17 protein-coding genes and 1 pseudogene are annotated in these 21,783 nt (G+C 65.6%); 8 read left to right on the top strand and 10 right to left on the bottom strand.

The annotated features are described in order from the left end of the window. Positions 1-684: 684 nt before the first annotated feature. Positions 685-1,053 carry a hypothetical protein gene (locus tag TSA1_RS05805; protein ID WP_100175505.1) on the bottom strand — a complete coding sequence of 123 codons (369 nt, stop codon included), beginning with the start codon at positions 1,051-1,053 and terminating at the stop codon, positions 685-687. Between the two features lie 331 nt (positions 1,054-1,384). On the opposite strand from TSA1_RS05805, the gene bamA reads away from it, so the two are divergent. Together bamA and TSA1_RS05795 are read left to right on the top strand one after the other, a co-directional pair. Further along, positions 1,385-3,862: an outer membrane protein assembly factor BamA gene (gene bamA / locus TSA1_RS05800; RefSeq protein ID WP_488226041.1), complete on the top strand. Its 2,478-nt coding sequence runs from the start codon at positions 1,385-1,387 to the stop codon at positions 3,860-3,862. 170 nt (positions 3,863-4,032) lie between these two features. Continuing rightward, positions 4,033-4,965, top strand: coding sequence for a helix-turn-helix domain-containing protein (locus TSA1_RS05795; RefSeq protein ID WP_100175503.1), 933 nt, complete (start codon positions 4,033-4,035; stop codon positions 4,963-4,965). Positions 4,966-4,984: 19 nt separating this feature from the next. Here TSA1_RS05795 and TSA1_RS05790 read toward each other — a convergent pair whose 3' ends face one another. The 8 genes from TSA1_RS05790 to TSA1_RS05755 form a co-directional block, all read right to left on the bottom strand. Then, positions 4,985-5,911, bottom strand: a complete 927-nt coding sequence (locus TSA1_RS05790) for a catalase family peroxidase (RefSeq protein WP_100175502.1) — start codon at positions 5,909-5,911, stop codon at positions 4,985-4,987. Positions 5,912-6,057: 146 nt separating this feature from the next. After that, positions 6,058-6,771: a phosphoribosyltransferase gene (locus TSA1_RS05785; protein ID WP_100180992.1), complete on the bottom strand. Its 714-nt coding sequence runs from the start codon at positions 6,769-6,771 to the stop codon at positions 6,058-6,060. Positions 6,772-6,782: 11 nt separating this feature from the next. Further along, complete coding sequence (locus tag TSA1_RS05780) at positions 6,783-8,015, bottom strand: Zn-dependent hydrolase (protein WP_100175501.1); 1,233 nt, start codon at positions 8,013-8,015, stop codon at positions 6,783-6,785. Further along, positions 8,008-8,793, bottom strand: coding sequence for an ABC transporter ATP-binding protein (locus TSA1_RS05775; RefSeq protein WP_174718779.1), 786 nt, complete (start codon positions 8,791-8,793; stop codon positions 8,008-8,010). Before TSA1_RS05775 ends, TSA1_RS05780 begins: the two co-directional genes overlap by 8 nt. Beyond that, on the bottom strand, positions 8,790-9,563 hold the full coding sequence (locus TSA1_RS05770; RefSeq protein WP_100175499.1) for an ABC transporter permease: 774 nt from the start codon (positions 9,561-9,563) through the stop codon (positions 8,790-8,792). The genes TSA1_RS05775 and TSA1_RS05770 overlap by 4 nt, the downstream gene beginning before the upstream one ends. Positions 9,564-9,636: 73 nt before the next feature. Then, entirely contained in the window at positions 9,637-10,581 is a 945-nt protein-coding gene (locus TSA1_RS05765; protein WP_100175498.1) for an ABC transporter substrate-binding protein, read from the bottom strand. Between the two features lie 109 nt (positions 10,582-10,690). Beyond that, positions 10,691-11,419: a histidine utilization transcriptional repressor HutC gene (gene hutC, locus TSA1_RS05760; RefSeq protein ID WP_100175497.1), complete on the bottom strand. Its 729-nt coding sequence runs from the start codon at positions 11,417-11,419 to the stop codon at positions 10,691-10,693. Continuing rightward, positions 11,416-12,774 carry a formimidoylglutamate deiminase gene (locus TSA1_RS05755; protein WP_100175496.1) on the bottom strand — a complete coding sequence of 453 codons (1,359 nt, stop codon included), beginning with the start codon at positions 12,772-12,774 and terminating at the stop codon, positions 11,416-11,418. Before TSA1_RS05755 ends, hutC begins: the two co-directional genes overlap by 4 nt. An 85-nt stretch (positions 12,775-12,859) precedes the next feature. Here TSA1_RS05755 and hutI point away from each other — a divergent pair, with 85 nt between their 5' ends. From hutI to hutU, 3 genes are read left to right on the top strand one after another with little or no spacing between them, the layout of a single operon-like run. Further along, positions 12,860-14,074, top strand: coding sequence for an imidazolonepropionase (hutI, locus tag TSA1_RS05750; protein ID WP_100175495.1), 1,215 nt, complete (start codon positions 12,860-12,862; stop codon positions 14,072-14,074). Further along, on the top strand, positions 14,071-15,630 hold the full coding sequence (hutH, locus tag TSA1_RS05745) for a histidine ammonia-lyase (RefSeq protein ID WP_100175494.1): 1,560 nt from the start codon (positions 14,071-14,073) through the stop codon (positions 15,628-15,630). Before hutI ends, hutH begins: the two co-directional genes overlap by 4 nt. A gap of 10 nt (positions 15,631-15,640) precedes the next feature. Further along, complete coding sequence (hutU, locus tag TSA1_RS05740) at positions 15,641-17,311, top strand: urocanate hydratase (protein WP_100175493.1); 1,671 nt, start codon at positions 15,641-15,643, stop codon at positions 17,309-17,311. Here the strand turns inward: hutU and TSA1_RS05735 are convergent, their stop codons facing one another. Further along, on the bottom strand, positions 17,312-17,932 hold the full coding sequence (locus TSA1_RS05735) for a TetR/AcrR family transcriptional regulator (protein WP_174718778.1): 621 nt from the start codon (positions 17,930-17,932) through the stop codon (positions 17,312-17,314). A gap of 256 nt (positions 17,933-18,188) precedes the next feature. Between TSA1_RS05735 and TSA1_RS05730 the strand changes: the two genes are divergently transcribed. The 3 genes and pseudogenes from TSA1_RS05730 to TSA1_RS41105 all read left to right on the top strand — a co-directional run. Continuing rightward, positions 18,189-19,049, top strand: coding sequence for an FAD binding domain-containing protein (locus TSA1_RS05730; RefSeq protein ID WP_100175491.1), 861 nt, complete (start codon positions 18,189-18,191; stop codon positions 19,047-19,049). Further along, entirely contained in the window at positions 19,046-19,570 is a 525-nt protein-coding gene (locus TSA1_RS05725; RefSeq protein ID WP_100175490.1) for a (2Fe-2S)-binding protein, read from the top strand. Before TSA1_RS05730 ends, TSA1_RS05725 begins: the two co-directional genes overlap by 4 nt. Further along, a pseudogene (locus TSA1_RS41105) lies at positions 19,567-21,684 on the top strand (xanthine dehydrogenase family protein molybdopterin-binding subunit); the annotation flags it as partial. The gene TSA1_RS05725 and the pseudogene TSA1_RS41105, both read left to right, overlap by 4 nt. Positions 21,685-21,783: the final 99 nt, after the last annotated feature.

The following is a 21,783-nucleotide window of genomic DNA, read 5'->3' as shown; positions in this document are numbered from 1 at the left end:
GGCCGAGTGATCGGCGACACCTGTATGCTGCTGTGCGGTCTTTTTTGCGCGTGCCTTTCGCGCAGCAGACCGCGGGTGCCAGTCGGCACCCGGCCTTCCCTGCGCCCTCTTGGCTCAAGAGGGTAGCGATACCAAGCAAAGCTCGGGCGAAATGCGCCGCGAGGCTGCGAAGCCGTGTCTATCACCACACACTCAGCGTCATCGCCCGGCCAGTGCGCAATTGCGCACTAGGATCGGGCGATCCAGTATTCCAGAGGCTGCAGTGATCGAACCGATAAGCCGCGGCGTACTGGATTCCCCGCCTTCGCGGGGAATGACAGTCTGCGAGCTGAGCTGCGTGTCACGAGCTCGATCTCGTAGGTGGGCAAAGCGCAGCGTGCCCACGCCTTTGTTGCTTATGGATGGAGATCGTGGGCACGGCGCTGTGCGCCTTTGCCCACTCTACCGCACCGCCGCCGGAATATGCAGGGGAGCATCGCAACGATGACTTGGAAAGAGCGCGCTACACTCCGCTCTCGTGCCACGGACGCAGCGCAGCACGCTCGGCGATGCAAAGCATCGACAGGTGCGGTGCGCTGCAGAGCCGGGGCCCATCTCACCGCGACCTCCGGTGCCGCCTGGGTCCCGGCTCTGCGCCGCAACGCCAGGAGGCGCCGCGGCTTGTCCGGGACACGAGAGGTCCGCTCACCACGAAATCGGAATTCGCTGCGCGAATCCGCCGAGGTCCGAATCCGGGCTCAATGGCTGCCGGTCGAGCGGCCGGTTGTTGTTGCTGCGTGCGAACGAGGCGCCGGGCGGGAAGGCATAGTCGGTGAACTTGCGCTCGCCCGGAAGGACCTCCGTTCCGCCGTCCAGCCACGATCGCTTGCTCACATAGATGCGCGTGCGTGGGCCGGACTGGTAGGACCGGTTGGGGCCGCGCGGGCCGTACTCGTAGACCGTATTCGGCGTCGTCAGTTGTCGATCGCGCTTGCCGCTGGTTGCGCCATGTGCGCCGAAAGTCGAGGCGAGGAGGGCAGCCAGCACCGTGCTGGTCGTAACAAGCGCATTCATCGGCAAATACCCATGCGAATTCCTGATGCCATCGCCTCTCGCACCGGCTCGAGAGGCTGTAAAGAATTCAGGCGTTGCGCAATGTTGCTGCGCGCTCGCACGGTCGAACCGCGCGTCAGGGGGCGGGACGCCGGACATTCGTGCTGCAAGGCGCGTGCGGTCGTCATGACGACCGCAATCACACGGCTGATCCGTCAATCAAATTCAACGAGCGGAAACAGTCCAGCAATCTCAAAGCCACACCACGGCCACAGCCGTTTCGTTTCAGAGCAGCAGGGTGCTCTTGAGGTGTGGAATGTCGGTGTTGCGGGCCTTGCTGATCGCGGTGGCAATGAGTGGTTTATCGGTTGCGGGTTCAATTCCGGTCGTGCTGTTGCCGCAGCCGGCATCCGCGCAAGTCGTGGAGACGATCGTGGTCGAGGGTAACCGCCGCGTCGAGGCCGAGACGGTCCGCTCCTATTTCAGGCCCGGCCCGGGCGGGCGCCTGGATCAATCCGCCGTCGATGACGGGCTCAAGGCGTTGATCGCGACCGGTCTGTTCCAGGACGTCAAGATCAGTCAATCCGGCGGCCGCATCGTGGTGTCGGTGGTCGAGAATGCCGTCATCGGCCGCATCGCCTTCGAGGGCAACAAGAAGATCAAGGACGAGCAGCTCTCGGCGGAAATCCAGTCCAAGCCGCGCGGCACGTTCTCGCGCGCGCTGGTGCAGTCGGACACGCTGCGCATCGCTGAAATCTACCGGCGCTCCGGCCGCTACGACGTCCGCGTCACGCCGGAGATCATCGAGCAGCCGAACAACCGCGTCGATCTCATCTTCACGGTCGAGGAGGGAGCCAAGACCTCGGTCAAGTCGGTCGAGTTCATCGGCAACAGCGCCTTCTCGGCCTCGCGCCTGCGCGACGTCATCAAGACGCGCGAGAGCAACCTGCTCAGCTTCCTCGCCAGCAACGACATCTACGATCCCGATCGCGTCGAGGCTGACCGCGACCTGATCCGCCGCTTCTACCTCAAGAATGGTTTTGCCGACGTCCAGGTCGTCGCCGCGCTCACCGAATACGATCCGGAGAAGAAAGGCTTCGACGTCACCTTCAAGATCGAGGAAGGCGCCCAATATCGCGTCGGCTCCGTCGAGTTCCGCTCCAGCATTCCCAATTTCGACACGGGCACGCTTCGCACCTATTCGCGCGTCAGCGCCGGCTCGCTCTACAACGTCGAGCTGGTCGAGAAGTCGACCGAAGAGATGCAGATCGAGGCCTCGCGCCGCGGTTATGCCTTCGCCGTGGTCCGTCCCGGCGGCGATCGCAATTTCGAGGCGCACACCGTCTCCATCGTCTTCAATGTCGACGAAGGGCCGCGAACCTATATCGAGCGCATCACCTTGCGCGGCAACACCCGTACGCGCGACTACGTGATCCGCCGCGAATTCGACCTCTCGGAGGGAGATGCCTACAACCGCGCGCTGGTCGACCGCGCCGAGCGCCGGCTGAAGAACCTCGATTACTTCAAGAGCGTCAAGATCGTCACCGAGCCCGGTTCCTCCAGCGACCGCGTGATCCTGATCGTCGACATGGAAGAGAAATCGACCGGCGACTTCTCGATCTCGGGCGGCTATTCCACGTCCGACGGCGCGCTGGCCGAAGTCTCGATCTCCGAGCGCAATTTGCTCGGCAAGGGGCTCTACGCCAAGGCGTCGGTAAGTTACGGCCAGTATTCACGGGGAATATCGCTGTCGTTCGTCGAGCCCTATCTGCTCGACTATCGGATGGCGCTCGGATTCGATACCTATTGGAAGCAGCAGAAATCGAACAGCTATACGAGCTACGGCGTGACCACGCTCGGCTTCTCCCCGCGCATTGGCCTTGCCCTGCGCGAGGACCTCTCGCTCCAGCTCCGCTACTCGCTCTATCAGCAGAGCATCACGCTCGCCAGCGCCTACAACAACTGCAACAACAACGCGTCGAACTCCTCGCTGGCCTTCAACCCGACGCCGGCCTACATCAAGAATGTTCTGGGCGGCGTGGACCCGACCAATGGCACGGATTCCGGCGTCTATGGCTACGGCTGCTATGGCGATGGCGAGTCGAGTCTGCCGGTCCGCAAGGAGCTGGCGAACGGCGCGACCTGGACGTCGGCGCTCGGCTATACGCTGAGCTACAACACGCTCGACAACACCAAGAACCCGACGGACGGATTGCTGGTCGACTTCCGGCAGGATTTCGCCGGCGTCGGCGGCGACGTCACCTATCTGAAGACCGTGCTGGACACCAAATATTACACGCCGCTCGTCTCCGACATCGTCAGCGTGATCCATCTCCAGGGCGGCGTTCTCAGCAAGCTCGGCAGCCAGGATCTGCGCATGCTGGATCATTTCCAGATGGGCCCGAACCTGGTGCGCGGCTTCGCTTCGAACGGGATCGGTCCGCGCGACATCACCTACTACAATTACGGCTCCAACGGCGATGCGCTCGGCGGCACGAAATATTGGGGCGCGTCGATGGAGCTGCAGATGCCGTTCTGGTTCCTGCCCAAGGAGGTCGGCCTGAAGGGTGCGGTCTATGCCGATGCCGGCTCGCTCTGGGGCTATCAGGGGCCGACGTCGTGGACGGCCACGGGCGAGGTCAACACCAAGGCGTGCCCGACCTGCGGACTGCAATATGACGACAGCAGCACGGTGCGCTCGTCGGTCGGCGTCGGTCTGATCTGGGCCTCCCCGTTCGGACCGCTGCGCTTCGACTACGCCGTGCCGATCACGAAGGGCAAGTACGACATCGTCCAGGAGTTCAGGTTCGGCGGCGGCACCTCGTTCTAGCGGGCGGCGCGGCCGCGGGACGCCGCGGCATCTATCGTGCATTTGTGAAAACCCGTGATGAGCTTGCCGCGCGTGAGCGTGGACAGCTATTGGCGGATATCCGATAATGGTTTCCGCAGATGGCGGGACCCTGTGGCCTGCATTTGAGCTTCCACAGAAGGACGATTCCGATGGCACAGGCAGGCGCCTACGGGCAGAGGCTTGGGCAGTTCCTGCGTTTGAAGGATGCGCCGCCCGCGCTGGTCGCGCGCTCGCTGCGCAGCGCCGAGCTCGCGGTCACCGAAACACGGAACGACCGCCCGGTGCCCGGCCTCTCCGGTTCGCTGGCGGCCGAAGATGCCTTTCTGGTCAGCCTGAAGCTGCACGACTACCCGGATTGCGAGCTCTGGGAGCGCGGCAAGTCCGTCATGAAGGCGGACGTTCGCGCCGGCGCGACCTATCTCTATGACCTCAAGCGCGACCCGCGCTACGTGATCGACAAGCCGTTCCACTCGCTGTTCTTCTACATTCCGCGCTCGGCGCTCGACAGCATCGCCGAACAGAGCAAGGTGCCTCGGGTCGACGAGCTCGACTGCCAGGTCGGCGTCGGGCATGATGATGGAATCATTCGCCACATCGGTGCATCGCTGCAGGAAGGCCTGCGCAGGCCGGACGAGGCCAACCAGCTCTTCATCGACCACATGATGCTGGGGTTGACCGCTCATGTCGCCCAGGCCTATGGCGGGCTTCAGCGCACGTCCGCGCTCGCGCGTGGCGGTCTCGCGCCATGGCAGGCGAAGCGCGCCTGCGAGAGGCTGGAGTCGGATCTCGGCGGCAAGCTGTCGTTGCAGAAGGTCGCGGCCGAGCTCGACCTGTCGGTCAGCCATTTCTCGCGCGCATTTCGAATCTCGGTCGGCCTGCCGCCGCACCAATGGCTGCTGCATCAGCGCGTGAAGGCCGCCAAGCAATTGATGAGCGTCCGCGACCTGCCGCTGTCGGAGATCGCGATCTCGGCCGGGTTCGCCAACCAGAGTCACTTCACGCGGGTGTTTTCGTCGATCGCCGGCGTCAGCCCGGCCGTCTGGCGCCGCGAGGCGCTCGGTGCTCCGAGCGGCGAAACGTGAAGCCGGGCGGCTTCCGTCCTCAGCGACGCTTGGCGAGCGAGACGGTGTAGGCCGCGCGCCGCGCCGCAAAGATCTCGTCCGGTGGGTAGCCGATGCCGTCGGCGAGATTGGCCGGATTGAAGATGGAGCCGTCGCAGGCCTGGTCCGGTTCGAGCCCCGTGATCACGATCGTGCCCAGCCGCACCTCGTCGCGGCTGTCCTCGTCCGGCCAGCGCATGGTCACGTCCATGACGGGATCGCCGGGGCGGTCGAGCAGGGCCATCACGTTGAAGCGGACATGGCCTGCAGCGATGCGTGTGCCCAGATCGGCGCGCAGGAAGTCGGCTGGCTTCCCCCTCGCTTCGTCCTCGCCCCGCGTGATCTCGCCGCCGGTCGGGACGATTTTGAACTTGATGAAGCGCCTCTCGCCTTGCTCGTTCGTTGCCGGAAAGGCATGCACGCCCCAATAGGTCGTGCCGGCAAAGCTTCCGGGCAGCCGTCGTGCGGCGACATAGCTCGCCTGATTGAGCGTCTCGGGGTTGGCCGCCGAGAAGGCCTTGACCTTCGCCATGTCAGCCTTGCCGTCCGGCCCCGGGATGCGGGCCTCGAGGAAAGCCTGCATCTGGTCCAGCGTTCGCGCAAAATGCACGGGCGCGCTCTCCACGAGAATGTCGGAGCGATGATCGTCGTCGCCGAGCTTGAAGCTGAAGCCGCGCAGCACCAGATTGTTGGTGTCAGCGACGGCAGGATTGCCGCCGCCTACCGAGAAGCGAGCCAGAACGCGCGATGGTTTCGTAAAGCTCTGCGATCGCGTGACTTCCCCCGCCCGGTCCGACGGGGTGTAGGTGCCGCGAACGCACCAGCCCTTGGCGAAGCTCGCGCGGACCTTCGGCGGATTGCCGGCGACGGCCTTCAGGGCGTCAACGATCGAGGCGGGCGTTGCGGCGCCGTTCGGACTCTTGGACATGGCGGACCTTCTCGCGCGTGCGGGCCATGTTCTAGGCGAGAGGCCGGGCCGGCGTCTTTCCCAAAGCGCTCGGGTTTTGCCCGATCCTGCGCAAGATACGTGCCCCGCGCTGGCCACGTGGCCGATGCTCGCAATCGCCCGACCCGTCAGGGAATGTTGGGTTGCGTCTCCGCCAGCGGTATCCAGCCGCCCTCGCCACGCTGGAAGAGCGGGCATCCGTACACCGCGCGAACCTGAAGCGCCGCGGCCGCATCCTGCCAGCGATTGGTCTGCTTCATCGCGACGACCATGCCGGCAATGTCGACGCCGATCGTCTGCAACAGGCGCACCGCGGCAATTGCGGTCGAGCCGGTCGAGATCGCATCGTCGACCAGCACCACGCGGCGACGTTCGATGAGGGGCAGCATATTCGGATCCAGCCGCAACTTTTTCCCGGCCTCCGGGCTGGTGATTGAAGTTACAGGCTCGGACAGTGCGTCGTCGTACCAGAATTTGCGCGAATAGCCGAGCGGGACATAGCGCGGTTGCCCGAGTCGTTCGGCGACCTGCGATGCGAAGGCAAGACCAAGCGTCGGCAATCCGACGACGATCTCGGCATCCAATGCGCGTGCTTGCGTCGCCATGTGGTCTGCAAGCGCCCCGACGACGAGGTTTGAAGCCTGGTTGGCGATGAGCGAGGCGACGGCATGATCGCCATCGGGCAATTGGCGCAGAGGCAGGACGAGAACGCGGCCGCAGGGCAGGGTGGCGGGATAGCCGAAGCGATAGGGCGGCGTCGCCGGGAAGCGCGCGGGGATGTCCGGCGTCAATTCCTGCCAATAGCCGGTCGTAGCTTCGGTATAGGTTTCGTTCCCGGTCATGGCTGCCGGCATCAGCCGCCGAGAATCCGCCGGCAGGCATCGACGAAGACCTGCGCACCGGTGACGATATCGGCGTCCGCAGTGTTCTCGGTCCAGTGATGACTGATGCCGCCGATCGACGGCACGAACAGCATGCCGGCGGGCATGACGGTCGCGAGCATCTGTGCGTCGTGGCCGGCTCCGCTGGGCATGCGGATGGAGCGCCCGCCGGCGACCGCCTCGCTCGCAGCTTCGATCGCATCCTGAAAGCCGGCGTCCATCATCGCGGGCGCGCCGGTGCGAATCTTCTCCACGGTGACGCTGCAGGGGCCCGTCGCGTTGACCTCATCGGCCATCGTGCGCAGCAGCTCCTCCAGCCGCGCGATGACGGCGGGATTGTCGTCGCGGATCTGGAATAGCATCTCGGCGCCGCCGGGAATGATGCTCGGCGCGCCCGGATCGAGCGTGATGCGGCCGGTGGTCCAGACCGTGCGGGGGCCGCACGCGGCCGGAAAGCGCTGGTCGATCGCCACGCAGAATTTCGCCAGCGCCAGCCCGGCATCCTTGCGTGCAGCCATGCGGGTCGTGCCGGCGTGATTCTGCTCGCCGATGAAGTTGATCTGGTACTGCCAGATGCCGACGATGGACGTCACGACGCCGATCGCGAGCTTGCCGCTCTCGAGCGTGTCGCCCTGCTCGATATGCGCCTCCAGATATCCGACGTGCCGTCCAGGCTTCACGGCGATACGCGGGCGCCCCGAGAGCCCCATCTCGGCGAGCGCATCGCGCATGGTGCGGCCGCTGGTGCGGTCGCTTGCTGCGTCGATGTCGGCTTCGGTGACCTGTCCGACATAGGAGCGCGAGCCGAGGAAATGCCCAAAATGGCCTTCCTCGTCGCACCAGGCGACAACCTCCACGGCGCCCTTCGCCGAGGGATCGGCATTGAGCACGCGCGCAGCCTCGAGCGCATAGACGACGCCGAGCGGCCCATCGAGCCAGCCGGCATAGTTCTGGCTTTCCAGATGCGAGCCGGCCAGCAGCTTCGGCCCGGACTTGGCGCTGGTCCCGAACACGTTGCCGATGCCGTCGATCGCAGCGGAGAGGCCGGCGTCGGGCAGCTTCCGCACCAGCCAGTCCAGCGAAAGCTTGTGCGGCTCGGAGAAGGTCGGCTTGTGCACGCCGGTCTTGTAGGTGCCGATGGCACGCAGTGCATTGAGATCGGCGAGAACGCGCCTCCCGTCGGCGCGCGGCTTGATGTCAGGCATGTTCGGCAACCTTCAGCGCCTCGGTGCGGATCTCCTCGACCAGCCGTTCCTTGAGCTGGACGAATTCCGGCGTGGTCTTGATCTTGTAGGAGCGCGGATGCGGCAGGTCCACGGCAATCTCAGCCTTGATGCGGCCGGGACGCGCGCTCATGACGATGACGCGGCTGCCGAGGAAGATCGCCTCCTCGATGTCGTGGGTGACGAACAGCACCGTCTTCTGGTCGCGTTCCCAGATGCCGAGCAGCATTTCCTGCATCAATGCACGGGTCTGGTTGTCGAGCGCGCCGAAGGGCTCGTCGAGCAGCAGGATCTTGGGATCGTTGGCGAGCGCGCGCGCAATCGCCGTGCGCTGCTGCATGCCGCCGGAGAGCTGCTTCGGCCAGTGGTTCTCGAAGCCGGTCAGCCCAACCTGGCGGATGAGGGCGTCGGCGACTTTGTGACGCTCCGCCTCGGACACGCCGCGCTCACGCAGGCCGAAGGCGATGTTCTCGCGCACGGTGAGCCAGGGAAACAGCGTGTAGGACTGGAACACCATGCCGCGATCGGCGCCGGGGCCGGTGACTTCGCGCCCGTCGAGCGTGACGCGGCCGCTGGTCGGACGATCGAGGCCCGCGACGATGCGCAGCAGCGTGGACTTGCCGCAGCCGGAGGGGCCGAGGATGGTGACGAAGTCGTTGTTGCCGATGACGAGGTCGGTCGGCTCCAGCGCTCTCGTTGGCGCGTTGCCGTGGCGCGCGGGGAAGGTGCGCGAGACCTGCTCGACCTTGAGGATCGTCATGCGAGCCTCCACGGAAACAGCCAGGCGTTGAACGCCTTGAACAGGAAGTCCGAGAGCAGGCCGATGAGCCCGATCACGATGATGCCGAAGATGATCTGCCCGGTGTTGAGCAGCGCCTGGCTGTCGGTGATCATGTGACCGATGCCCGAGGACGAGCCGATCAGCTCGGCGACGATGACGTAGGTCCAGGCCCAGCCCAGCACCAGCCGCAGGATTTCCGCGATCTCCGGCGCGGAGGAGGGCAGCAGCACGCGGCGGATGATGCCGCGGTCGCCGGCCCCGAGCGTATAGGCGGCCTCGACCAGATCGCGCCGCGTGGCGCCGACGGTCACGGCGACCATCAGGATCACCTGGAATACCGAGCCGATGAAGATGACGAGCAGCTTCTGCAATTCGCCGATGCCGGCCCACAGGATCAGGAGCGGAATGAAGGCGGAGGCGGGCAGATAGCGGGCGAAGGAGACGAACGGTTCGAGGAAGGCCTCGACCGGCTTGTAGGCGCCCATGAGAACGCCGAGCGGCACTGCGATGATGGCGGCCAGCGCAAAACCACCGACGACGCGCCAGATGGTCATGCCGATGTCGAACACAAAACCCTGCTTGGCCAAGAGGTCATAACCTTCCTGCACCATCGTCAGCGGGTTGGCGAGAAAGGTCTTCGAGACATAACCGCCAAAGGTCGCCCACGACCAGAGGGCGACGAACACCACGAAGAACGCAAAGCCGTAGCCCACGCGCTGCTTCGATGTAACAGGGTCAAGGGGACGCATCGACGATTTATCCAGGCGGTGAACAGGTGTGCCGGCTCCGCCGCGAGGCGGAGCCGGCAGCTCCTGAAGTGACTTACTTGATGAAGCTCGCGTCGAAGAGATCCTCGACTTTCGGCGCGGCCTTGATGATGCCGATCTCGAGCAGGAGGTCGGCGGCCTCCTTGTTGAAGGTCAGGAAGTCGCCCGCGAAGAACTTCTGGTTGGCGGCCTTGTCCTGCCAGCGCAGATATTTCGCCGAGTTGCCGAACTGCTCGCCGGTCTGCTTCACGTCGGCGCCCATGATCTCGTAGGCCTTGGCCTGGTCCTTGGCGATCATGTCGAGCGCTTCGAAATAGCTGTCGGCGAGCGCCTTGGCGGCCTTGGGATTCTCGGTGAGGAATTTCGGCGTGCAGCCGAAAGTGTCCATGACCATGGGATAGTCCAGCGTGGTCGCGATGATCTTGCCCTTGTCGGGGGCGGCGCGCACCGTCGACAGATAGGGCTCATAGGTCATCGCGGCATCGTTCTGGCCGGAGACGAAAGCTTGCGCAGCGGCGGCCGGCTCGAGGTTGACGACGGTGACGTCCTTCACGGTGAGGCCGTTCTTCTTCAGCATCCAGGCCAGTGCGAAATAGGGCGAGGTGCCGGGCGCGGAGGCGGCAACGGTCTTGCCCTTGAGGTCCTTGATCGCGGCCACGTCGTTGCGCACCGCCATGCCGTCGGCGCCATAGCTCTTGTCGAGCTGGAAGATCTGCTTGGTCGCAACGCCATTGGCGTTCCAGGAGATCCAGGTCTCGACCGTGGTCGCGGCGCACTGGATGTCGCCGGACGCGACGGCGAGATGCCGGTCCTTCTGCGGGATCTTCTTGATGGTGACGTCGAGCCCGTTCTTCTTGAAGATGCCGGCCTCCTTCGCCAACGTCAGCGGCGCGAAGCCGGTCCATCCGGAGATGCCGACGCCGACCTTGATGTCGTCGGCGAGCGCGGGAGTAGCGGCCGAAAGAGCAATGATTGTCGCAAATACTGTCGAACTACGCATGATTGTCGTCCTCTGCCGATCGGTGGATTGACGTCCTGTTGATCTCTTCATGTCGGCCCTGTGGGCCGTTGCTCGAAGCGTTGCACGATTTGTGCCGACATATATTATCTCAGCCTCCCTTGAATCGCGCGACAAGGCGGTGAGAGTCACCGGGATAGAGCAGGCGCACGGCGGTGATCGTGCGGGCGCTGCGCCAGGTGTAGCGGTCTATCACGAGACAGGGGGCGCCGACGGCGATCGCGAGCGCGCCCGCTGTATGATCGTCCGCGACGACGGCGCTGATCGTGTGCTCGGCCTCCGTCCATGGGACATGGTGAAGCAGCCACGAGCCGGGCGGCTCGCGCGAGAAATCCGCGCTCGCGGCGTCAGGCACGGACGACAGGTCGATCAGCCTGTCCTCGACGGCGAACGGCACGTTGTCGGCGCTGTGCCGGCAGGTGATGGCGACCACCTTGCCGGCCTTCTTCACGCCGAGACGATCGCGGTCGGCTGTGGTGGCCGTGCGCAGCTTGCGATGGATCAGCTCGTAGCCGTAGGCGCGCCCCAGGGCGGTGATCTCGGCGCGGATGTCGGCAATCTTGAGCACCGCCGACATGTGCTGCGGCCGGCGCACGAAGGAGCCCGCGCGCCGCCGCCGCTCGATCAGATCGGCCTGTGCGAGCTCCGACAGCGCCTTGTTCACGGTCATGCGCGAGCAGCCGTAACGTGCGACGAGCTCATGCTCGAACGGAATGCGGTGGCCCGGCGGCCACTCGCCGGTGAGGATGCGCTTCTCGATGTCGGCGCGAATGCGCTTGTAGAGCGTGGGCTTGTCGGCTGCGTCGGTGGCAAGGCTCATGCGACGAGCCTCCGCACCGTGGCGTTGAAGCGCTCGCGCGCCATCTGGCGCAGCCCGTGCCGCCCGCCCTCGACCACCTTGTTGCCGCCGGCCCAGACGCAATCGATCGCAGCGCCACCGGCGGCGAAGATCCAGCCGTCGATGAGGTCATCGCGCAGGCGTCCTGCCAGCGACGGATGCGCGGCGTCGAGCGTGACGATGTCGGCGCGGGCGCCGGGTGCGAGGCCAACATTCGGCTGCCCGAGAGCTTGCGCGCCGCCTGCAAGAGCATGGTCGAACAGCGTGCGTCCGGTCGAGCGGCCTGCACCAGCGGAGAGCACGTTGCGCTGGCGATGCTTGAGGCGCTGGCCGTATTCAAGCTGGCGCAGCTCGTCGGCGACGCCGATCAGGACATTGGAATCGGTGCCGACGCCGAAGACGCCGCCGGCGGCGAGGAATTCACGTGCGGCGAAGATACCGTCGCCAAGGCTCGCTTCGGTGATGGGGCAGAGACCCGCCACCGCACCGGTCTTCGCGAATCCCGCAACTTCCTCATCCGTCATGTGGGTCGCATGAATGAGGCACCAGCGCCGGTCGACGGGTGCATGCTCCAGCAGCCATTGCACCGGACGCCGACCCGACCAGGCCAGGCAATCCTCGACTTCCTTCACCTGCTCGGCGGCGTGGATATGCACCGGTCCGCCTTCGGCCAACGGAACGATCGCGGTCAACTCGTCCGGTGCCACCGCGCGCAGGCTATGCGGCGCGATACCGATATTGGCGCCCGGCAAGTTTGCGATGGCCTTGCGTGAGGCTGCCATCAAGGTGGCGAACTGATCGAGCGAGCAGATGAAGCGGCGCTGACCATCGTGAGGCGCCGCGCCTCCAAATGAGCCGTGCGCATAAAAACTCGGCAGCAGCGTGAGCGCAATGCCGGAGGCCTCGGCCGCCTGCGCAATCCGTGCGGCCATCTCGGCTGGGTCGGCATAGAGCGAGCCGTCGCGGTCGTGATGCAGATAGTGGAATTCGCCAACGCGGGTAAACCCCTGCTCCAGCATCTCGACATAAAGCAGCGTCGCGACGGAAGCGACGTCGTCCGGGGTCATCGCGAGAGCGAAGCGATACATCGTCTCGCGCCAGGTCCAGAATGTATCGGTGCTGTCGCCGCGTTGCTCGGCGAGACCTGCCATGCCGCGCTGGAACGCGTGGCTGTGCAGGCTCGCCAGTCCCGGCAGCGCGATGGCGTGGCGCTCGTCGCCGGCGGCGGGCGGCACGTCCGCTGTCACCGCCGCGATCGCGCCGGCGGTGATCACCACCTGCACGTCATTGGCCCAGCCCGAGGGCAGGAGCGCGGAGGCGAAATGCAGTCGGGTCATGATTACACGCCGGCTGGACAGAACCGTGTTACGATTATATGTCTAGACATATAAGTCAAGCATCCCAGGGCGAATGGATACCCGCATGGCAGAGCGCTTCGACCGGATCTGGCATAATGCCCGCCTTGCAACGATGCAGGCCGACCGTCCCGATCTCGGCGAGATCGAGCATGGTGTGATCGCCGCGCGCGGCGGCCGTGTCGCCTATGCCGGCGCAAAGGCGGATTTTCCTGCTGATGCGGACGCGAATGAGCGGATCGATTGCGAGGGGCGCTGGATCACGCCCGGCCTCGTCGACTGCCACACTCATCTCGTCTACGGCGGCAACCGCGCGCACGAATTCGAGCTGCGCCTGAAGGGCGCGAGCTATGAGGAAATCGCGCGCGCCGGGGGTGGCATCGTCTCGACGGTGGCCGCGACGCGCAAGGCGAGCGAGGCCGAGCTGGTCGCAGGCGCACTGCCGCGGCTCGATGCGCTGATCGGCGAGGGCGCGACCACGGTCGAGATCAAGTCCGGCTATGGCCTCGATACCGAGACCGAGATGCGGCAGCTCTCAGCTGCGCGAAGCATCAGTCGCCAGCGGCCGGTTACGATCCGCACCTCCTTCCTCGGGGCGCATGCACTGCCCTTGGAAGCGGACGGCGACAAGGATCGCTACATCGACCTCGTCTGCAACGAGATGCTGCCGGCTGTTGCAAAGGCCGGCCTCGCCGACGCCGTCGATGCTTTCATGGAGGGCATCGCGTTCTCTGCCGAGCAGACGGCCCGGGTGTTCGAGACGGCGAGAGGGCTCGGGTTACAGGTCAAGCTGCATGCCGACCAGCTGTCGAATCTCGGCGGTGCCGCGCTCGCCGCAGAATTCTCGGCATTGTCCGCCGATCACCTCGAGCATACCGACGAAGCCGGCGCCGCCGCAATGGCGAAGGCTGGGACGGTCGCCGTGCTGTTGCCCGGCGCGTTCTACTTCATTCGTGAGACCCAGAAGCCGCCGGTCGAGGCGTTCCGCAAGCACGGCGTGCACTTGGCGCTCGCGACCGACTGCAATCCCGGCAGCTCGCCGCTGACCTCGCTGCTGCTCACGATGAACATGGGCGCGACGCTGTTCCGGATGACGGTCGCCGAATGCCTGGCCGGCGTCACCCGTGAAGGCGCGCGTGCGCTTGGCGTGCTGGATGAGACCGGCACGCTGGAAGCCGGCAAGTGGTGCGACTTTGCGATCTGGGACATCGAGCGGCCTGCCGAGCTCGTCTATCGCATCGGCTTCAATCCGCTGCATTGCCGGGTGTGGAGGGGACAGTGATGGAGCAGGGCGCAGCGATCGTCGTCAAACCGGGAACGGTCGGCCTCGACGATCTCGCGCGCGTGCTTGCGGGCGCGGCTGTCGTCCTCGATCCGTCGTTCTGGCCGCGCGTGGAGGCGGCTGCAGAGATCGTCGCGAAGGCCGCCCAGGCGGATGCGCCCGTCTATGGCATCAACACCGGATTCGGGAAGCTGGCCTCGAAGCGCATTCCGCCGGACCAGACCGCGCTGCTCCAGCGCAATCTGATCGTGTCGCATTGCTGCGGCGTCGGTCCGGCGACGCCGGAGCCGATCGTGCGGCTGATGATGGCATTGAAGATCGTCTCGCTCGGGCGCGGCGCCTCCGGCGTGCGCCGCGCGGTGATCGAGCAGTTGCAGGCCATGCTGGCGCGGGGCGTCACTCCGCTGGTGCCGCAGCAGGGCTCGGTCGGCGCCTCCGGCGATCTTGCACCGCTCGCACACATGACGGCGGTGATGATCGGCGAGGGAGAGGCTTTCGTTGATGGGAGAGCCGTGTCCGGCAGCGAGGCGCTCAGCGCCGCCGGTCTGGCGCCGCTGACGCTCGGCCCCAAGGAAGGTCTCGCGCTGATCAACGGCACGCAGTTCTCGACGGCTTATGCCATATCCGGCGTGCTGCGCGCTTTTGGCCTGGCGCGCGCTGCACTCGTGACCGGCGCGTTGTCGGTCGATGCGGCGATGGCCTCGACGGCGCCGTTCCGCCCCGAAATTCAGGCGCTGCGCGGCCATGCCGGGCAGACCGCCGCGGCCGCGACATTGATGGCGTTGCTCGACGGCAGCGACATCAGGCTATCGCATCTGGAAGGCGACGAGCGCGTGCAGGATCCTTACTGCCTGCGCTGCCAGCCGCAGGTCGCGGGCGCCGCGCTCGACCTGATCACACAAGCCGCCCGTACGCTGATCGTCGAGGCCAATGCCGTCACGGACAATCCGCTGGTGCTGGTCGAGACCGGGGAGATCGTCTCCGGCGGCAATTTCCACGCCGAGCCTGTCGCATTCGCCGCCGATGCCATCGCGCTGGCGCTGTCGGAGATCGGCGCGATCAGCGAGCGTCGCATCGCGACGCTGGTCGATCCCGCGCTCAATTTCGGCCTGCCGCCGTTCCTCACCCCCGATCCCGGCATCAATTCCGGTTTCATGATTGCCGAGGTAACGGCCGCTGCGCTCTATGCCGAGAACAAGCAGCGCGCGCTCGCCTGCTCGATCGATTCGACCCCGACCAGCGCCAACCAGGAAGATCACGTCTCGATGGCGGCGCATGCCGCGCGGCGACTGTCGGACATGGCCGACAACCTCGCCGCCATCCTCGGCATCGAGCTGCTGGTCGCCGCCCAGGGCATCACGCTGCGCGCGCCGCATGCGACCAGCGTGCCGTTGGTCGCCGTTATCGCAATGTTGCGCGAACAGGTCCCCGCGCTCGGCGCCGACCGCTACATGGCCGGCGATCTCGCCAAGGCTGCCGCGCTGATCGAAGCCGACACGCTGCCGGCCGTCGCGATTGCCGCACTTTCATCCGATCCGTTTCCGAGACTTGACTAAAGGGGCTCCCATGAACCGCCGACTGGATAACGACCGCACCATTCGCGCCCCCCGCGGCAGCGAGATCAGCGCCAAGAGCTGGCTGACGGAAGCGCCGCTGCGCATGCTGATGAACAATCTCGACCCTGATGTTGCGGAACGTCCGAGCGAGCTCGTGGTCTATGGCGGCATCGGCCGTGCCGCGCGCGACTGGGAGAGTTTTGACCGGATCGTCGCGGCCCTGCGCAAGCTCGAAGGCGACGAGACGCTGCTGGTCCAATCCGGCAAGCCGGTCGGCGTCTTCCGCACCCACGCCGATGCGCCGCGCGTGCTGATCGCGAACTCCAACATCGTGCCGCATTGGGCGACGCTCGACCACTTCAACGAGCTCGATCGCAAGGGCCTGATGATGTACGGCCAGATGACGGCCGGATCCTGGATCTATATCGGTAGCCAGGGCATCGTGCAGGGCACTTACGAGACCTTCGTCGAGGTCGGCCGGCGCCATTATGGCGGCAGCCTTGCCGGCAGGTGGATCCTCACTGCCGGCCTTGGCGGCATGGGCGGCGCGCAGCCGCTCGCGGCGACCATGGCCGGCGCCTCGATGCTCGCGGTCGAGTGCCAGCCGAGCCGGATTGAGATGCGCCTGCGCACCGGTTATCTCGACCGCCAGGCCGCAACGCTCGACGAAGCGCTGGCGATCATGGCGGACGCCGCGAAGACGAAGAAGGCGGTCTCGGTCGGCCTGCTCGGCAATGCCGCGGACATCTTCCCGGAGCTGGTACGGCGCGGCGTCAAGCCGGACATCGTCACCGACCAGACCAGCGCGCATGATCCGATCAACGGCTACTTGCCGAAGGGCTGGACCCTCGCCGAATGGGAAGCGAAGCGCGCGTCAGATCCGAAGGCGGTGGAGCGCGCCTCGAAGACCTCGATGGTCGAGCACGTCAAGGCCATGCTCGATTTCCATGGCCAGGGCATCCCGACGCTCGACTACGGCAACAACATCCGCCAGATGGCGCAGGACATGGGCCTGAAGAACGCCTTCGATTTCCCCGGCTTCGTGCCCGCCTATATCCGTCCCTTGTTCTGCCGCGGCGTCGGGCCGTTCCGCTGGGCCGCGCTGTCGGGCGATCCCGAGGACATCTTCAAGACCGACGCCAAGGTCAAGGAGCTGATGCCCGACGACAAGCATCTGCACAACTGGCTCGATATGGCCAAGGAGCGGATCAAGTTCCAGGGCCTGCCGGCGCGGATCTGCTGGGTCGGCCTCGGCGACCGCCATCGCCTCGGGCTCGCCTTCAACGAGATGGTGGCGCGCGGCGAGCTGAAGGCGCCGATCGTGATCGGGCGCGATCATCTCGACAGCGGCTCAGTGGCAAGCCCCAACCGCGAGACCGAGGCGATGAAGGACGGATCGGATGCGGTGTCCGATTGGCCCTTGCTGAACGCGCTGCTGAACTGCGCCAGCGGCGCGACCTGGGTGTCGCTGCATCATGGCGGCGGCGTCGGCATCGGCTATTCGCAGCACGCCGGCATGGTGATCGTGGCCGACGGCACGCCGGAGGCGGCGAAGCGCATCGAGCGCGTGCTCTGGAACGATCCGGCCAGCGGCGTCATGCGCCATGCGGATGCGGGCTACGACATCGCGATCGACTGCGCCCACGACAAGGGGCTCGACCTGCCGAGCCTTGCAAAGTAGCTAGCCGCTCGCCAACAGCTTCGGCATCGTCGTCTTGGCACCGTCCATGAAGGTCTGGACGGCGTCGCGGACGATCGCGTCGAGATCGGACGGGATCGGCGTCTCATAGATGAACTTGCGGATGGCGAGATAGAAGATACGGCCGTGCAGGCCCCAGAACAGCTCGGTCTCGCGCTCGCTCAAGGAATGAGCCTTCGCGTCGGGCAGCTTCAGCTCAAAGCGCAGCTCGGCCGCCGCCGGCTCGATGATCTCGCGGCGGACGATGTCGAGATAGCGGCTGGTGATGCCGAACGACTTCATGCCCGAGAAGACGAAGATCCGCACCCAATTGTACTCGAACACGCGTTCGACATAGTCGAGATAGAAGCGCGTGAGCCGCGCTTCGAGTGACAGCGAGCGGTCGCGGATCATCGCCCCCCAATCGGGCGACCAGCGGCTGAGATAGACCTCCTGGTAGACCCGCTCGATCAACGCCTCCTTGCTCGGAAAGTGGCGGTAGATCGCCGAATGGGTGATGCCCATGCGCTTGGCGAGCTCGCGGGTCTGGCCCTCGAAGCCGCGCTCGGCGAAGAAGCGGATGGCTTCCTCCACGATCGCGCGCTCGCGGTCAGCCGCGCGCATGTTGCGACGCTTTGGCGCGGACCTGCTGCCTGTCTCGGTCCGCTTCCGGACCGGTCGCTTTGCCGTTCTCTGCGTCTTTCGGGCCATTTCGTCGCTGAATCGCACGTCTCAAAGCCTTCATAGCCCAAGGCGCATTTGTGACCAAATGGTCATTTCCTGTTGACCACCTCCCGACGCCGTGTCAGGATTTTGAGACCAGATGGTTACAAATCTGGCCTCCCGGCTGATGAGCCGATGGATCTCTGAGGAAACGGCAGTGAAGGCGAGGGCTTTCAGCTATTTTCGTGCGGCGACGATCGACCAGGCGCTGGACGCTCACGCGCGCGCCGGCGACGACGCGCGCTTCATTGCCGGCGGCCAGAGCCTGGTGCCGGCGTTGTCGCTGCGGCTGCAGGCGCCGCGGCTCCTCATCGACATCACCCACATCGACGAGCTGCGCGGCGTCAGGCGCGAGGGCAGCCATTTGCGCATCGGCGCGCTGACGCGCCATTGCGAAATGCTGAGCGAGCCGCTGATTGCCGAATTCGCCCCGCTGCTGCATGCGGCGGCGCCGTTCGTCGCCCATCCCGCGATCCGCAACCGCGGCACCTTTGGCGGCAGCGTCGCGCTCGCCGATCCCGCCTCCGAATTCCCGGCGATGACGCTGGCGCTGGATGCCGAAATCGAGATCGCCGCCCCTTCAGGCCGTCGACGGATCAAGGCCGACGATTTCTTCATCGATCTGTTCGAGACGGCGTTGCAGCCCGGCGAGCTGATCACCGCAATCCACGTTCCGCTGTTCAAGGCCGATCAGCGCTTCGCGTTCGACGAGCTGGCGCGGCGGCGTGGGGATTATGCGCTGGTCGGCTGCGGGATGGTTGCAACCTTCACCGGCGAGCGCATCGACGACATCCGCATCTCGTTCTTCTCGGTCGGCAATACGCCGACGCGGGTGAAGGGGGCCGAAGCGACCTTGATCGGATCGAGTCTCGATCCCGAACGCATTGCCGCAGCACAAGGAGCGCTCGAAGGCGATCTCGCTCCGCTTGACAGTGACGAGGTGCCGCCGGCGATGCGGCTGCATCTTGCCCGCGTGCTGCTTGGCCGTCTGCTCGGACGTCTCGGAGAAGGCGCATGAGCGGATTTGACCAAACCCTGCTGGACGAGGCCGACGAGACGGTGCGCGTTCGCCTCATTGTCAACGGCCGCAAGGTGACCTGCGAGGTCGCGCCGCGTGACACGCTGGTCGATTGCCTGCGCGACAAGCTCGAGCTGACGGGTACGCATGCCGGCTGCGAGATGGGCGCCTGCGGTGCCTGCCTGGTGCAGATCGACGGCCGCGCCGTGCATTCCTGCCTGGTCTTTGCGGTGCAGGCCGACGGCGCGACCATCGACACCATCGAAGGGCTGTCGGAGAGCGGTGTGATCGCGGACCTCCAGGCCGAATTCCATCGCCGCAACGCGCTGCAGTGCGGCTTCTGCACGCCGGGTATGCTGGTCAACGCGCAGGAGCTGCTGTCGCGGGTGACGCAGCCGAACCGCGAGGAGATCCGCGATGCGCTGTCGGGCAATTACTGCCGCTGCACCGGCTATGAGACCATCGTCGATGCCATCGACGCGGTGGCGAAAGCGCGCAGCAAAGGCGGAGGTGCGGCATGAGCGCGCCGCTGACCTCGCTCGATCGCCCGAATTCCTATATCGGCCGCTCCGTGCCGCGCCCGAACGCCAAGCGGCTGCTGGCCGGTCGCGGGCGCTATGTCAGCGACCTCAAGCTGCCGCGCATGCTCTACGCCGCGTTCCTGCGCAGCCCGCATGCGCATGCGAAGATCGTTGCGATCAACTCCGAGCGGGTACGCGCGGTCGAAGGCGTGCATCTCGTCGCCACGGGAGCGGATCTTGCAAAAATCTGCACACCGTGGACAGGGACGCTCGACCATTTCAAGGGCATGACCTCCGCGCCGCAATGGCCGTTGCCGCTGGATCGCGTGGTCTGGGCCGGGCAGGCGGTGGTGGCAGTCGTCGCCGAGAGCCGGGCGATCGCCGAGGATGCACTGGAGCTGATCGAGGTCGATTACGCTGATCTTCCGGCGGTCGTCGATATCGATAGCGCGCGACAGGCCGGCGCGGCGCTGGTCAATCCCGACAGCGCCAATAACACCTGCTTCCGCAGCCAGCTTGACAGCGGCGCCGTCGACGAGGCCTTTGCGCATGCGGCCCATGTGGTGGAGGAGGAGTTTTGCTTCGGCCGCCACACCGCGGTGACGCTGGAGCCGCGTGCGATCGTCGCCGATTACGATCCTTCTGCCGGCATGCTTACCGTGCATCATGGTACGCAGACGCCTTATCAGTTCCAGGATCTCTATTCGCGGCACTACAACATCCCGGAAGCGCGTGTCCGCGTCATCACCACCGATATCGGCGGCTCCTTCGGGATGAAGCTGCATGTCTATCACGAAGACATGGCGGTGGTCGGCCTCTCGATCCTGCTCGGTCGCCCCGTGAAATACGTTGCCGACCGCATGGAGTCCTTCGTCTCGGACATCCACGCCCGCGACCACCGCGTCCGTGCCCGCATGGCGCTCGACGCCAAGGGCGGGATTCTGGCGATGGATGTTGAGGACCTGACTGCGATCGGCGCCTTCTCGACCTATCCGCGCACCAGCGTGGTCGAGGGCAACCAGGTGATCCGCCTGATCGGCGCGCCCTATCGCTTCAAGAACTATCGCGCCACGCTCGAGGTGATCTTCCAGAACAAGGTCCAGACCAGCCAGTACCGCGCCGTCGGGCATCCCATCGCCTGCGCCGTCACCGAGCGTCTGGTCGACATGGCCGCAGCGAAGCTGGGTCTCGATCCCTTCGCGATCCGTGCGCAGAACGTGATCGCCGATGACGCCTATCCGCAGACCTCGCCGACCGGCTACCGTTTCGAGGCGCTATCGCACCAGGCCTGCCTGAAGCGCCTGCACGAGATGATGGATTATCCCACGCTGCGCGCCGAGCAGGCGGATCTGCGCAAGCGCGGCATCCATCGCGGTATCGGCATTGCGACCTTCGTCGAGATCACCAATCCCAGTCCGGCTTTCTACGGCGTCGGGGGCGCGCGCATCTCCTCGCAGGACGGTGCGATACTGAGCCTGACTCCGTCGGGCGAGGTCCGCTGCATGATCTCGGTGACCGAGCAGGGACAGGGCACCGAAGCGATCATCAGCCAGATCGTGGCCGATCAGCTCGGTATCGCGCAGGAGCACGTCAAGGTCGTCACTGGAGATACCGAGGTGACACCGCATGGCGGTGCGACCTGGGCCTGCCGCGGTGCCGGCATCGGTGGCGAGACCGCGCTGCAGGCCACGCGCGCGCTCAAGCGCAACATCCTGGAGATCGCCGCACTCATTCTGCAGGAGCAGCCAGCGGCGCTCGACATCGTCGACGGCGAGGTCGTGGACGCTGCGACGCGCAAGCCCCGTTTGCCGATCGCCGAGATCGCGCGCATCGCCTATTTCCGCTCTGACACCTTGCCGCCCGGCACACAGGCGCAGCTGACCGTGAGCCATCATTTCGCGCCGCAGGGCTATCCCTTTGCCTTCACCAACGGCATCCAGGGCTGCGCGCTGGAGGTCGATGTCGAGACCGGGCTCATCAAGCTCCTGAAGCATTTCATCGTCGAGGATTGCGGCCGCGTCATCAATCCGATGCTGGTCGACGAACAGCTCCGCGGCGGCATCGTGCAAGGGCTGGGCGCAGCGCTGTTCGAGGAGTGCCGCTACAGCGAGACCGGCCAGCTCGTGAACGGCTCGCTCGCCGACTATCTGGTGCCGATGTCGGTGGAGATGCCCGACATCGTCATCGCCCATGTCGAGACGCCGACCGCCGAC

Origin of the sequence: Bradyrhizobium nitroreducens (assembly GCF_002776695.1) — a bacterium.
Taxonomy (GTDB): Bacteria; Pseudomonadota; Alphaproteobacteria; order Rhizobiales; family Xanthobacteraceae; genus Bradyrhizobium; species Bradyrhizobium nitroreducens.
Note: the sequence above shows the minus strand (reverse complement) of the source record. Positions and strands in the feature narration are given on the sequence as shown.

Coding starts and splice junctions, on each gene's coding strand:
- TSA1_RS05805 (WP_100175505.1), bottom strand. CDS start 1,053: ATGAATGCGCTTGTTACGACCAGCACGGTGCTGGCTGCCCTCCTCGCC.
- bamA (WP_488226041.1), top strand. CDS start 1,385: ATGAGTGGTTTATCGGTTGCGGGTTCAATTCCGGTCGTGCTGTTGCCG.
- TSA1_RS05795 (WP_100175503.1), top strand. CDS start 4,033: ATGGCACAGGCAGGCGCCTACGGGCAGAGGCTTGGGCAGTTCCTGCGT.
- TSA1_RS05790 (WP_100175502.1), bottom strand. CDS start 5,911: ATGTCCAAGAGTCCGAACGGCGCCGCAACGCCCGCCTCGATCGTTGAC.
- TSA1_RS05785 (WP_100180992.1), bottom strand. CDS start 6,771: ATGACCGGGAACGAAACCTATACCGAAGCTACGACCGGCTATTGGCAG.
- TSA1_RS05780 (WP_100175501.1), bottom strand. CDS start 8,015: ATGCCTGACATCAAGCCGCGCGCCGACGGGAGGCGCGTTCTCGCCGAT.
- TSA1_RS05775 (WP_174718779.1), bottom strand. CDS start 8,793: ATGACGATCCTCAAGGTCGAGCAGGTCTCGCGCACCTTCCCCGCGCGC.
- TSA1_RS05770 (WP_100175499.1), bottom strand. CDS start 9,563: ATGCGTCCCCTTGACCCTGTTACATCGAAGCAGCGCGTGGGCTACGGC.
- TSA1_RS05765 (WP_100175498.1), bottom strand. CDS start 10,581: ATGCGTAGTTCGACAGTATTTGCGACAATCATTGCTCTTTCGGCCGCT.
- hutC (WP_100175497.1), bottom strand. CDS start 11,419: ATGAGCCTTGCCACCGACGCAGCCGACAAGCCCACGCTCTACAAGCGC.
- TSA1_RS05755 (WP_100175496.1), bottom strand. CDS start 12,774: ATGACCCGACTGCATTTCGCCTCCGCGCTCCTGCCCTCGGGCTGGGCC.
- hutI (WP_100175495.1), top strand. CDS start 12,860: ATGGCAGAGCGCTTCGACCGGATCTGGCATAATGCCCGCCTTGCAACG.
- hutU (WP_100175493.1), top strand. CDS start 15,641: ATGAACCGCCGACTGGATAACGACCGCACCATTCGCGCCCCCCGCGGC.
- TSA1_RS05735 (WP_174718778.1), bottom strand. CDS start 17,932: ATGCGCGCGGCTGACCGCGAGCGCGCGATCGTGGAGGAAGCCATCCGC.
- TSA1_RS05725 (WP_100175490.1), top strand. CDS start 19,046: ATGAGCGGATTTGACCAAACCCTGCTGGACGAGGCCGACGAGACGGTG.